This is a genomic window from Sphingorhabdus lutea, assembly GCF_001889025.1.
GTDB lineage: Bacteria > Pseudomonadota > Alphaproteobacteria > Sphingomonadales > Sphingomonadaceae > Sphingorhabdus_B > Sphingorhabdus_B lutea.
In genome coordinates, this window is record NZ_CP018154.1 from 159,743 (window position 1) to 172,912 (window position 13,170).

The 13,170-nt window shown below is 46.0% G+C and carries 13 protein-coding genes and 1 riboswitch; of the genes, 8 read left to right on the forward strand and 5 right to left on the reverse strand.

Translation table 11 applies throughout. The features are described from left to right. From LPB140_RS00865 to crtY, 4 genes are read right to left on the reverse strand one after another with little or no spacing between them, the layout of a single operon-like run. The gene (locus LPB140_RS00865) at window positions 1-942 is read right to left on the reverse strand and encodes a phytoene/squalene synthase family protein (RefSeq protein WP_072558271.1); all 942 of its coding nucleotides are present in this window, start codon (window positions 940-942) and stop codon (window positions 1-3) included. After that, the gene (locus LPB140_RS00870; RefSeq protein ID WP_072558272.1) at window positions 932-1,513 is read right to left on the reverse strand and encodes an LOG family protein; all 582 of its coding nucleotides are present in this window, start codon (window positions 1,511-1,513) and stop codon (window positions 932-934) included. Before LPB140_RS00870 ends, LPB140_RS00865 begins: the two co-directional genes overlap by 11 nt. Then, window positions 1,513-2,991, reverse strand: a complete 1,479-nt coding sequence (locus LPB140_RS00875; protein WP_072558273.1) for a phytoene desaturase — start codon at window positions 2,989-2,991, stop codon at window positions 1,513-1,515. Before LPB140_RS00875 ends, LPB140_RS00870 begins: the two co-directional genes overlap by 1 nt. A gap of 3 nt (window positions 2,992-2,994) precedes the next feature. Further along, entirely contained in the window at window positions 2,995-4,200 is a 1,206-nt protein-coding gene (crtY, locus tag LPB140_RS00880; RefSeq protein ID WP_072558274.1) for a lycopene beta-cyclase CrtY, read from the reverse strand. 135 nt (window positions 4,201-4,335) lie between these two features. Here crtY and LPB140_RS00885 point away from each other — a divergent pair, with 135 nt between their 5' ends. The 8 genes from LPB140_RS00885 to LPB140_RS00920 all read left to right on the forward strand — a co-directional run bounded on the left by LPB140_RS00885 (window position 4,336) and on the right by LPB140_RS00920 (window position 11,992). After that, window positions 4,336-5,070 (forward strand): sterol desaturase family protein, encoded by a 735-nt coding sequence (locus LPB140_RS00885; protein WP_072558275.1) that lies wholly within the window; start codon window positions 4,336-4,338, stop codon window positions 5,068-5,070. Further along, the gene (locus LPB140_RS00890; RefSeq protein ID WP_232223423.1) at window positions 5,027-5,479 is read left to right on the forward strand and encodes a DUF2141 domain-containing protein; all 453 of its coding nucleotides are present in this window, start codon (window positions 5,027-5,029) and stop codon (window positions 5,477-5,479) included. The genes LPB140_RS00885 and LPB140_RS00890 overlap by 44 nt, the downstream gene beginning before the upstream one ends. A 73-nt stretch (window positions 5,480-5,552) precedes the next feature. Continuing rightward, window positions 5,553-6,485 carry a MipA/OmpV family protein gene (locus LPB140_RS00895; protein WP_072558277.1) on the forward strand — a complete coding sequence of 311 codons (933 nt, stop codon included), beginning with the start codon at window positions 5,553-5,555 and terminating at the stop codon, window positions 6,483-6,485. A gap of 95 nt (window positions 6,486-6,580) precedes the next feature. Beyond that, window positions 6,581-7,150, forward strand: a complete 570-nt coding sequence (locus LPB140_RS00900) for a DUF2585 domain-containing protein (RefSeq protein ID WP_072558278.1) — start codon at window positions 6,581-6,583, stop codon at window positions 7,148-7,150. Window positions 7,151-7,225: 75 nt separating this feature from the next. Then, window positions 7,226-7,332, forward strand: a riboswitch (TPP riboswitch). Window positions 7,333-7,367: 35 nt separating this feature from the next. Next, window positions 7,368-9,266 carry a phosphomethylpyrimidine synthase ThiC gene (gene thiC / locus LPB140_RS00905; protein ID WP_072558279.1) on the forward strand — a complete coding sequence of 633 codons (1,899 nt, stop codon included), beginning with the start codon at window positions 7,368-7,370 and terminating at the stop codon, window positions 9,264-9,266. An 83-nt stretch (window positions 9,267-9,349) separates the two neighbouring features. Continuing rightward, a complete protein-coding gene (locus LPB140_RS00910) occupies window positions 9,350-9,985 on the forward strand; it encodes an alpha-ketoglutarate-dependent dioxygenase AlkB family protein (protein ID WP_198024131.1) in 636 nt (211 codons plus the stop codon). A 236-nt stretch (window positions 9,986-10,221) separates the two neighbouring features. Next, window positions 10,222-11,112, forward strand: a complete 891-nt coding sequence (locus tag LPB140_RS00915; RefSeq protein ID WP_072558280.1) for a hypothetical protein — start codon at window positions 10,222-10,224, stop codon at window positions 11,110-11,112. Further along, window positions 11,105-11,992: a nucleotidyl transferase AbiEii/AbiGii toxin family protein gene (locus LPB140_RS00920; protein ID WP_083549782.1), complete on the forward strand. Its 888-nt coding sequence runs from the start codon at window positions 11,105-11,107 to the stop codon at window positions 11,990-11,992. Before LPB140_RS00915 ends, LPB140_RS00920 begins: the two co-directional genes overlap by 8 nt. Window positions 11,993-12,003: 11 nt before the next feature. Here LPB140_RS00920 and LPB140_RS00925 read toward each other — a convergent pair whose 3' ends face one another. After that, entirely contained in the window at window positions 12,004-13,155 is a 1,152-nt protein-coding gene (locus LPB140_RS00925; RefSeq protein ID WP_198024132.1) for a lipocalin family protein, read from the reverse strand. Window positions 13,156-13,170 lie beyond the last annotated feature (15 nt).

Consider the following 13,170-nt stretch of genomic DNA (forward strand, 5'->3'; position numbering starts at 1 on the left):
TTAAGGCCGCGTCCACAGCCCCTTGCGGTCCTGCATTGGTGGATTATTATGCCCCGCCGAAAAATTTGATGCCGAATAACAAGATTTAATTAACCAGCGCAATTTTTCAAATTTGGTGGTGGAGATGCGATGATCCCATGCATGGTCACCTGCGCTGCGCACTTTGCGCGCAATGTCGCCATATATGCCCGCCGCGGCCAATACTGCCCAACGCGCACGAAAGGGTAGTTTTTGCGCCCCAATACGCGCCGATTGTTCATATTGTTCCGACATGTCGCATAATTTTCTGGCCAATATGGAAAGCCGAGGGCGATAATGCGGTTTCATATGCTGGCCCGGTTCAATATCCATTTCCACCAACCATATAATGGGCAAATAACAACGCCCTGCCGCGTCATCTTCCTCTATATCGCGCGCAATATTGGCCAATTGAAACGCCATTCCCAAATCACATGCGCGGTCCAATGTCGCCCTGTCATTGGGTGAAACACCCATGACCACGGCCATCATCACGCCAACCGCGCCCGCCACATGATAACAATATTGCAGCATATCATCTTCTTCGCGGGGGCGCCATTCGGCGGCATCAAGGGCAAATCCGTCAATCACTGCATCGGCCATTTGCGCGGTGATGCCGGTTTCCGACGCGACCAATGCCAAGGCATCAAATGACGGATCGCCAGTGGGTTGTCCGGCAAATGCCTGTGTAGTTAGGGCGCGAATATATTCCAATCGCGTCTGCGCATCGGTGATTTTGGCCATATCGCCGCCATGGTCCTGCCCATCGGCAAGATCATCACATTTGCGGCACCATGCATATAATAACCACACATGTTCGCGTGTTTTTTGGTCAAATAATCTGCTGGCCATGGCAAAGCTCTTGCTGCCTTTGGCAATGCTATTTTGTGCATGACGGATTAAGGAATCGCGATTATAAATCATCGGCCTTCATCTGAAAAATATTTTTATGCGGTACATAATCCTGCATTTTCTGTAATAAATCGTCCAATTGACCCGACGAAATAATAATATCCTTATGCGCCGGACGGACAAAGCCCACTTCGGCCATATGCGTATAGAATTTCAATAATTCATCATAATATCCCGCAATATTTAACAAACCAACAGGCTTGCTATGATATCCAAGTTGCGACCAGCTTACCGCTTCCCACAATTCATCCATCGTGCCGACCCCGCCGGGCAGGTTGATAAAACCGTCGGATAAATCGGTAAATGCCTTTTTACGTTCATGCATGCCCGGCACAATATGCAATTCGGTGCAGCCGCGATGCGCGACCTCGCTATTCACCAATGCCTCTGGTATCACGCCAATAACATTGCCGCCTGCTGCCAACGCGCTGTCAGCCACCGCCCCCATCAACCCCAAACGGCCACCACCATAAACCACGGTAATACCGCGCTGTGCCAATAATGTGCCGACCTGACGCGCTGCATTTATGTAAACCTCATCACGCGGCGTGGCCGAACCGCAATATACTGCAATGGCTTTCATTATTTTAAATCCTCTATCATCAATTGCGCCGTTGCCTTTGCGCTGCCCACAACGCCGGGAATACCCGCGCCGGGATGTGTTCCTGCGCCCACAAAATAATAATTTTCGACCTGATCATCGCGGTTATGCACCCGAAACCACGCGCTTTGCGTTAAAATCGGCTCTAGGCTGAATGCGCTGCCCAAATGAGCGTTTAAATCTTCGCTAAAATCCTGTGGGCTATAATGAAATTTGGTGACAATACGTTCGTGAATGTCCGGGATTAAGCGTTTGCCAAGCTCATCAAAAATTCGTTTTTCCAAAATCGGGCCGATTTCATCCCAATTGACAGGCAATGCCCCCTGATGCGCGACAGGGACAAGCGCGTAAAATGTTGAACATCCATCCGGCGCCATTGACGGATCGGTCACCGTGGGGTGGTGCAAATAAATTGAGAAATCCTTAGGTAAGACGCCATTATCATAAATATCGTCCAATAAGCCCTTATATCTTGGGCCGAATAAAATACTATGATGCGGAATGCCCGGCCATGTGCCCTTTAACCCAAAATGCAGCACGAAAAGAGAGGGGGAGTAACGTTTCTTTTCCAGCGCCTTTGCTGCTTTTTGCCCGCGTTTCTCATGCCCCAATAAATCGCGATAGCTGTGCATAACATCGGCATTGCTGGCAACGGCATCGACATTTGTTCGATATCCGCTTTGTGTCAAAACCGCGCTGGCCCGTCCGTCAACCATTTCGATTTTTTTGACCGGATCGCCCAATCTTAACGTCCCGCCAATGCGTTCAAAATGGGTAACCATTGCGGAGATTAGTTTATTGGTGCCGCCCTTGGCAAACCACACGCCGCCATCTTTTTCCAATTTGTGGATTAACGCGTAAATTGCGCTGGTTTTCATGGGGTTGCCGCCCACTAATAATGTGTGAAAAGATAATGCCTCACGCAATTTTTCATTTTTCACAAAACTGGACACAATTGAATAGACGCTGCGCCATGCCTGATATTTCATCAATGCTGGGGCGGCCTTTATCATGGTTGAAAAATTCAAAAATGCCTTTGTGCCAAGTTTGACATATCCCTCATCATGCACCCCTTTGCTATATTTTAAAAATTGCCGATATCCCGCAACATCGTCGGGGTTTAATTTTGCAATTTCGCGTTCCAAATCTGTATCATCATTTGAATAGTCAAATTTGGTGCCATCGGGCCAACTTAATCGATAAAATGGAAAAACCGGCTCCAATGTGACATCTTTTGCCATGTCATGGCCGGTCAAATCCCATAATTGGGTCAAACAATTTGGGTCAGTAATAACGGTTGGCCCACCATCAAAGATAAAACCATCTTTTTCCCAAAAATATGCACGGCCACCCGGCTTATCCCGTCCTTCGATAATTTCTGTTTGTATTCCAGCAGATTGCAAACGTATCGCCAGCGCCAAGCCGCCAAATCCGGCCCCAATAATCGCAACTTTTTTCATTAATCACCTGTATTTTGCTGCCCCCAGCGCCTTAACTGCTTTTGTTATGGGGACAGGAGGCCTTCCAGACAAGAGGCGAATTTTATCTTTTATCGATGACGTACCATTATAAAATCGTCCAATGAGCTGTGGAGACAAAGTATAAAAGCGTTCCAGCACCCTATATCGTTCCGCCGGTTCGGCGGCGCGGAACAGCATTTTGTTGAGCATATGATAATATTTTTGCCCGCTCCAATGGCTTTGTGCACGATGATATAGCTGCATATGCAATTTATCCCCGTCCAGATCATCCTGCTGGGCTATAAATGCCGCTATACGCACCGCATCGGGCAGGGAATAGCTGGTCACCGCATGGAAAAACGCCCCGCGCGCGCCAATTTTGGCAATGCGGCTGCCGCCACTATTCCAATATTTTTCCAAATCCCCGCCCATAATAACGGGCAAAACCCCTGCTTCTTCACGGATAATTGCGTCAATATTCCACCCTTTTTGCGCGGCATAGCGGGCAATATTCCCGCGCCATCTTTCCACCTGCATTTCCGGTTCATCATGATAATAGGTATCTTCGATAAATAATTTATCCATGCCAAATGGCAAAACATACACAAAACGATATCCATCGCTTTGGTCCACACTGGCATCCATGATGATGGGATGTTTCAACCCATGTGGATCGGATAATTGCAGCATTTGGCCGCAAAATTTCTGCCACCCGCAATCAAAAAATCGGGTATCTGCGCCGCCGCGCGCGTCAATGACACAGGATGCATTTATCCTCTGCCCCCCTTTTAACACCACCAAACGCGGGCTTAACGCCTTAACATTGGCGGACAAAATCATATTGTCCGCAGGCAATATTTCGCGTAAATATTCATCCAAACGGTCCGACGTTATGGAATAATATTTATTGTCTAAATGCCGATTAAATTTCGGAAAATCGACATTATATCCCGCCCAGCCATAGGTGATAAGCGGCGCGATAAGCCAGCTATGCTGTGGGTCAATATCGCTGCTGAAAAAACTCCATAAATGATTGCCGCCAAAATGGTCATTTTGTTCTATCAACATCACCTTTAACTCGGGCCGCATTTTGGCCAAAGCAATGGCGGCCAGTCCACCGGCAAGACCGCCACCCACAATGGCGACATCGCATTTCAAATTGGCAGGCGGCGTGGAGATATTTTTTTCAGGAGAAGGCGCTTGAGACATAAAACCTCCCTAGCCCAAGGCGCATAAATGTAAAATGGTAAAACATCATCAAAAATACCGATTATGTCATTTATATGAAATTTTAATGTGAATTTATGGGTAAACTTTGCGCCATAATATGTTTATTATCATCAAATGAATTTTTCCATTCTTGCCTCGGCCATTATCATGACCATCATCATCGCGCTGCGTTATTTGGTAAGCAGTGGTTTTTTTGCATGGCTGACACAACAAAAATTTCCTGCACTTTATCAAAAATTGGGGCGGCAAATGCGCCGTGAAATTTACTGGTCCCTATTATCGGCGGGCATTTATGGCGTGCCGGCGGGCATTGTTGCATGGGGGTGGCAAAATTTGGGTTGGACATTTATTTATCAGGATATTTCCGATTATCCGCTGTGGTATTTGCCGATATCTTTATTTTTATATTTATTTGCGCATGACACATATTTTTATTGGACGCACCGCGCCATGCATATCCCCAAATTATTCAAAATTGCCCATGCGGTTCACCATGAAAGCCGCCCGCCAACGGCATGGGCCGCCATGAGCTTTCACCCCATAGAGGCATTTAGCGGCGCATTATTCCTGCCTTTCATGGTTTTTATATTGCCCGTTCATATATCCGTTTTAGGAATAATTTTAACCATTATGACATTTATGGGTATTGCCAATCATATGGGGTGGGAAATATTCCCCAAATGGATTGTTCATGGCAGGTTGGGTAAATGCATGATAACAGCAACCCATCATCAAAAACATCATGATATATATCGGGGAAATTATGGGCTTTATTTCAGGTTTTGGGACAAAATATGCGGCACAGATGTCGGCCTTGGCACTTTGCGCCATGGCGGTGACGCCGCTTAACCCTATACCCACGGCCCGCGCTGCCACCTCCACCAAAAGCATCATAGAGATTAATTTTACCAATATTCGAAATATAAAGGGTAAAATCATGCTCTGCCTTACCGCGCAGCCAAAGGCATTTCCCGATTGCAGCAAGGATAAGGAGGCAATAAGCCAAATTGTCACCGCCAATGGCATTGGAACGGTTAAATTGGTCGTGCCAAAGGGCGGCACATATGCCATTTCGGTCATTCATGATGAAAATAGCAATGGCAAAATGGACATGGCGATTATGATCCCCAAGGAAGGATTTGGCTTTTCCCGCAATCCTGCCATTGGTTTTGGCCCGCCAAAGTTCAAATCGGCAAGTTTTACCATTGGCGATGGTATGACCATCAAACAAAATATTAAAATGAAATATATGCTTTAAGTAAGAAAATATGATATAGGGCTCTATATTCGGGGGGATATAGAATATTGGAGTAATCATGCCTCTATACCAGATGCAAAAATATATCCCTGCCTTAATTGCCATTTCCTTCCTTGTGGCGCATTCCAATCCTGCAATCGCAGTAACAACGGAACATGACGAAACCACACAAGATAAGAGCGTAAGCACCCAAAAAACCAAAGCAAATAACCCGGAAAAATCCGGCCCGCCAGCCAGTTTTGGTGAAACGATATTTGATGATAATTGGGTCACTATCGGCGTGGGCGTGGGCAGCGGCGCTTCCTATGAAGGGTCGGATAATAGCCGCATTTTCCCTGCGCCCATTATTTTGGGCAAGATTTCAGGATATAGCTTTGGCGCGCGCGGCCCCGGTCTTTATGTCGATTTTGTAAAAAATAAGGATAAGAAACGCGTAAAGCCCATTTTGGGACCACAATTTCGTGTCCGCACCGACCGCACGGGCAATTTGAAAGACCCGGTGGTGGAACAATTGGGTGAGCGAAAGGCCGCGATTGAAATTGGCGCGGTGACCGGTGTGGAAATAAACAAGGTGCTAAACCCATTTGACAGCTTAACCCTTGGCGCGGATTTCCTGTTCGATATTAGCGGGCGGCATAATGGAATAATATCCACGCCCTATGCCGCATATTCAACGCCATTATCCCGTGCGGCATTTGCACGGTTTAGCATTTCGGCGGATATTGTGGATGATGATTATGCCCAATATTATTATAATGTTGATGCACAGCAAAGCAGCGCCAGCGGCCTTCCCATTTTTAATGCAAAGGGCGGGGCAAAGAGCGTGGGCGCAAATTTATTGGGTGGATATGATTTATCCGGCAATGCTTTGGATGGCGGTTTTTCGCTCTTTGGCCTTGTCAGCTATAGCCGCCTCAAAAATTCCGCCGCGCAAACCCCCGCCACATCCATTCGCGGCACGGCCAATCAATGGTTTTTAGCAGGCGGGGTCAGTTATAGTTTTTAATATTATCACCAAAATATATCGGTGAAAATTATATCTTTATTAAAGCAAATTATCTATACTCTTCATTGACTTAATTTTTTAAATGGAGAGTGGATTTGCGCTGGTCACATAAAAAAGGATGGATTGCCGCTCTGGCCATCGCCGCCATCACCCTTATCATATTATTATTGATGAACCGTCCGCTTATTTGCGCCTGTGGCACGGTGAAATTATGGCATGGCGTGGTGCAATCATCCCAAAATAGCCAACATATCGCCGATTGGTATATGTTCAGCCATATCATCCACGGCTTTCTTTTTTACGCATTGGCGTGGATGATTTTTCGCCGCCACCCCAATTTACAAAAATGGGCCCTGCCCTTGGCCGTGTTGATTGAAAGCGGGTGGGAGATTTTGGAAAACACGCCATTGATTATCGATCGATATAGGGAGGTCACCATCAGCTGGGGCTATGCCGGGGATAGCATCATTAACAGCATGTCCGACATTGGATGGATGACATTGGGCTTTATCCTTGCTGCGCGATTTCCGGTTAAATATATCATCGCCACCGCGATCATTTTTGAACTATTCACCCTTTATATGATCCGCGATAATTTAACGCTCAACATCTTAATGCTTATCGCACCGGTGGAAAGCATTGCGGCATGGCAAGCTGGCGGATGAATATACCCAAGGCGGGTTAAGCAATAATTATTGATGAAAATCTGCTTGCCGCTACGCGCGCACTGCACTACATTGCCATCATCCCCGGGGAGTCATGTGACTGAGAGGAGCGTGTAACGCCGTTCGACCCGATGAACCTGATCCTGTTGACGCAGGCGGAGGGAGTGGAGCGGCAATTTACGCAATACTTCCTTTAATTTATTTGGAGTATTTTTACATGGCCGACATCCCAACTAAAGCAGAAATCGGTGTAACCACTGGCCCTATTCGCGGGTCAAAAAAGATTCATGTTGCCGCAAAGTCCGGCAGCGGCATTCGCGTTGCCATGCGTGAAATATATCTTGAGCCATCATCGGGCGAACCACCTGTGCGCGTTTATGACACATCCGGCCCCTATACCGACGAAAATATTTTGGTGAATATTGAAAAGGGTTTGACCGAGCTTCGCGCCCCGTGGATTCGCGCGCGCGGCGATGTGGAGGAGGTTGACCAGCGCGAGGTAAAGCCAGAGGATAATGGACAGCTTGGCCCAGATCGCAGCGGCGGGGTCGCACCCTTTCCCCATGTGAAAAAGAAAGTTTTACGAGCGAAGGCGGGGCAAAATGTCTCCCAAATGCATTATGCACGTAAAGGCATCATCACGCCCGAAATGGAATATGTCGCCGAACGCGAAAATTTGGGCCGCGAACGTTTGGCCGAATATAAACGCGATGGGGAGTCATTTGGCGCATCCATTCCCGATTATGTCACGCCCGAATTTGTGCGCGATGAGGTGGCGCGCGGCCGCGCCATCATTCCGTCAAATATCAACCATCCCGAAAGCGAGCCTATGGCCATTGGCCGCAATTTCCTTGTCAAAATTAACGCCAATATCGGCAATAGCGCGGTGGCAAGCGATGTAGCGTCAGAGGTTGATAAAATGGTATGGTCCATCCGTTGGGGTGCGGACACGGTCATGGATTTGTCCACTGGCCGCAATATTCACGATACACGCGAATGGATTATCCGCAATTCACCCGTGCCAATTGGCACTGTTCCCATTTATCAGGCATTGGAAAAAGTGGGCGGCATTGCCGAGGATTTAACATGGGATATTTTCCGCGATACATTGATTGAACAGGCGGAACAGGGCGTTGATTATTTCACCATCCATGCCGGTGTGCGCCTGCCCTATGTGCCGCTTGCCGCCAAACGCATGACGGGCATTGTTTCACGCGGGGGCAGCATCATGGCAAAATGGTGCCTTGCCCATCATAAGGAAAGTTTCCTTTATGAACGTTTTGACGAAATTACAGAAATCATGAAGGCATATGACGTCGCCTATTCATTGGGTGATGGCCTGCGCCCCGGCAGCATATATGACGCAAATGACGAGGCGCAATTTGCCGAGCTTTATACATTGGGCGAGCTTACCAAACGCGCATGGGATCAAGATGTTCAGGTGATGATCGAAGGCCCAGGCCATGTCCCCATGCATAAAATTAAAGAAAATATGACCAAGCAATTGGAGGCATGTGGCGAAGCACCATTTTACACGCTTGGGCCGCTCACCACCGATATTGCGCCGGGATATGACCATATAACCAGCGGCATCGGCGCGGCGCAAATCGGATGGTATGGCACGGCCATGCTTTGCTATGTCACGCCAAAGGAACATTTGGGATTGCCCGATAGGGATGATGTAAAGGTTGGCGTTGTCACCTATAAATTGGCCGCCCATGCCGCCGATTTGGCCAAGGGGCATCCCGCCGCACAGGTGCGCGATGATGCATTGTCAAAGGCGCGGTTTGAATTTCGCTGGCGCGATCAATTTAACCTGTCGCTTGATCCCGATACGGCTGAACAATATCATGACCAAACATTGCCCGCAGAGGGCGCAAAGACCGCGCATTTTTGTTCCATGTGCGGGCCAAAATTTTGCAGCATGAAAATTTCCCAAGAAGTGCGCGAATTCGCCGCCAATAATCCCAATACGGCCTTTACCGGATTGAATAGCGATAATGGCGACAACCTTGCCCCCGCAGAGGCAGAGGCAGGCATGCAGGAGATGAGCAAGGTTTTCAAAGATACCGGCAGCGAGCTTTATATGGGCCAAGGCGACCGTGAGCATGATTAAATGCGAACATTATTAAAAATGAGCATGATTAAATGCGAAGATGATTAAGAACGCGAGCTTGATTAAATAATGGATGGGGGCAGTTGAAAAATTTATTTGACGATGAAAATATTTTTCGGCCAATTTTAATGCCCGATGCGGATATTTCTATCTTAAATAGTTTTAAATTGCCCCCACCCTATTCCCAATTATCCCATGATGAGATTTTGGGCATTTTGTCCGACCCCGCCCAAATATCATGGCGGCAAGAAGATATTAAAATTTTCGGCAAAATATATGCACAGCCCCGTCTTATCGCCTATTATGGTGATGAACAGGCGCAATATCATTATTCGTCAATCATCCTAAAACCCCTGCCATGGACGGATTTTTTACGCGCGTTAAAAAGGCAGGTTGAACAGGTAACGGGCGAGCATTTTAACGCCGTTTTTCTAAACCTATATCGTGATCAAAATGACAGCATGGGCATGCACAGCGATGATGAGGCCGAATTGGGCCAAAATCCGGCTATCGCCTCGCTTAGCTATGGGGCAAGCCGCACCCTTATCATGAAACATAGACATGAAAAATCACGGACAAATATCAAAATCCCCCTGCATTCGGGCAATTTATTATTGATGAAGGGCACAACCCAGCATTTTTGGAAACATGGCATTAATAAAGAAAAAACAGCCCATGGCCCACGGGTTAATTTAACATTTAGACGGGTTTTTGGGTGATGATCTATAGAGATAAGATTAGCACTTAGTTCGTAAGCCTGCTTCTTCTCATTAATGAATAAGTAGAAGATTAAATTTCATATGAATATTGGAGATTGTATACTAAAAGTCCTTAGGACTTTTAGTATACAATCTCCTTGCAAATGTCAAGCGTATTTAATGGTTATAATGTAGTTCTTGACTTTGTATGGCAGTCCATATAATTACGTCCTAAGGACGTAATTATATGGACTGCCATGGACAATAGCACAAAGCCTTTCTTTGAAAGAAAAAAAGCCACCAAATTAAGTGAGGTGGTGGCGAAAGAACTTTCGCGGTTAAACTTAGCATTAATTGAAGATTATACGCTATGGAAAATTATATCTGATATATACGAAAAACGTTCTATAACTTATTTAAGGGGTAGCACACCAAAACTATCTACCCTTCAACGCATAAAGGACATACTCAAATCAGAACAAATCATTACCAGGGATCACGATTATAACAAAATGTGGCGGGTGAACCAAGTTTCTGATGTTCAAGCCGATGAAATAGTTTGCCTAGTCGATGAAAGCACTTGCATATCACATCTTAGTGCCATGCAAATATTCAACCTGACAGATAGAAGACCTCGTTCATTATACATCACGGTAGGCCCAAACGATCATTGGTCACGCGTGACCAATGCAAATTTGAATGCCGATGACAAGGACGGCCCTAAGCGCTATAGAAGGCATCATCGTAAAATTGTGAGAGATAGAAATTTAGAAATATTTCATACAAAACGATACCCAAACACTACACGGTTAAAATCTTCACATGTGCGTGTGACAGACATTGGGGAGACCTTCCTTAACATGTTAGAGCAGCCAGAAAGATGTGGTGGTATGGCACATGTGATAGATGTTTTTACTAAACACGCTCCGATATACCTTAGTGCAATAGTGGATAGGATAGAAAAGGCTGATAAGAAACTAACTAAAGTAAGGGCTGGATATATATTAACCGAACTATTAGGTCTAAAAAACCTTACAGTTGAAAATTGGATGCAATTTGCGCAGAGGGGAGGCAGTCAAAGACTAGATCCTACTGGGCCATATAAACCTGTTTTCTCTGAACAATGGATGATCTCTTTAAATGTCTGACCCAGAGAAGCTAAAAGCAGTTCGACCTGCAAATTTCCAAGCTTGGGAAGATGCTGTTGTCCATGACAGGAAAACCCAACAAGAACGTATTGCGACAGAGCTATTACTAGCAGCTATTGGTTTAACAGAAAGCTTTAAAGACAAAATATTATTAAAAGGTGGCATATTGGTTGGCGCCGTATATCAAAGCGGAAGAAATACCGCAGACATTGACTTCTCTACAACCGCAGAGCCGCATAAAAATTTTTTAGCAGTTCTTGAAAAAGAATTAGCCGATTCCTTACCTCTAGCCGCAGCAAAAATAGGTGCTCCCAATCTTATTCTGAAAATTCAGACAGTTAAATATCGTCCGAAAGATACTGTATTTGAAGCCGCTATAGCGCCCGCAGTAGAAATTAAATTTGCCTTTGCAAATAGAGGAGAGGAAAGCGAGAAAAAATTAATTTCAGGAAAATCTAATAATATTATATATGCTGATATAAGCTTTAACGAAGAAATTCTCTGTATTGAAGAAATTGCTATAGGAGATAGCGGACTCAGCTTTTTTGCATATTCAAAACACGATCTTGTTGCTGAAAAATTAAGAGCTATTTTACAACAAAAGTTGAGAAAAAGAAACCGAAGACAAGACGTATATGACCTATGGTTTATAACTCAAAATCATGATTTCACGGATTATGACAAACAAAAAATCAAAATAGCACTCATAAAAAAATGTCAAAGCAGAAATATTGAACCAACAAATGCCTCATTAGAAGACCCAGAAATAATCGAACGGTCTAGAGAAGATTGGTTAACCTTAAAAAATGAGGTCGAATTTTTGCCTGAATTCGACGATGCATTTTCGGCAGTAAAACAATTCTACTCACAACTATGGTAACTAGAGCCCCCCTACCGAAAGCCAACTTCGAACCAGCGGGCGTTTTCGCCGGTGCGGAGCAGGCGGTAAGTGAAAATGGGTAATGGGTTACCCGCCGCGTCATAGGCATTTAATTTCGCGGCATCTCCATCCGCTGGGCCGCTTGCCTGTTCCATCGGCTTTAGGGCATTTAGGTTAATTCCCACGCTCCATATATTCGTGACCGATTTGTCCAATCCATTGGCACGGAAATTGGCAATGCTTTCGCCATCCACGGGAAAATGCAGCCATGCCATATTATTGGGGTTATTTTCTTGGCCCTTATCTTGTTCCGCTGCCATTTCTTCCATGTTATATTTCGACATGCCGCCATAATTGGTGACGGCATCGGGCGTGCCATCGTCATGGCGGTGATCATGTTTTAACTGCACGCCTTTATGGGTGCGGGTAAAAACCCATGTGCGTGATTTGTCCCATTTTCCGGGCGATGTTTCGACATGAAATGGCACGCGCACCTCTTCATCGGTGCATTTTTCCACATGCATTGTCATTTTCTTGCCCACAAAGTCCGCGTCCGCCGCCTCATCACTTAATAATTTGCCAGATAATTTTTGCCCGCATAATTTTTGCAAATTTTGCCAAAACACTGTTTGATCGCTGATATCCATTTTTGCATGGCTTGTTTGGCGCACCAATGACCAGTCATAGCCCATTTGCCGAACGCGATTTTCAATAATTTTGCGCATGGCGGCGGGCGGATTTGCCTGTCGCGTTAACATCCATAAATAACGCCCCGATGGTTCGCCCACAATGGACCAGCTATAATCATCTGCACGGTCCAGCACCCAATAATCACCGTAAAATGGACCAAAAAAGCTGACCTTTAATTTTGCGCCCTTAATATGTTCATTGCCGTCATCAACCAATTTTGCCTTGCCCTTGGCCGTGCTGGTCTTACCATCCTTTATACAGCGGTTCACCACGTCAATTTTGCCATCATCGCGCATGCTATAATCCGCGGTGACGCCGTCACATCCCTTTTGAAAGGGCGCTTCATATCGCGCCATTTCATACCATTTACCCAAATATAGGTCCAGCTGCACCGATTTTGCAGGTTGGGGCACATTGGCATTGCCCACCGGCCCCGCGCGGCCCACACATGCGGTTAAAGACAAAGCCGCCATGGCAGCAATATATAT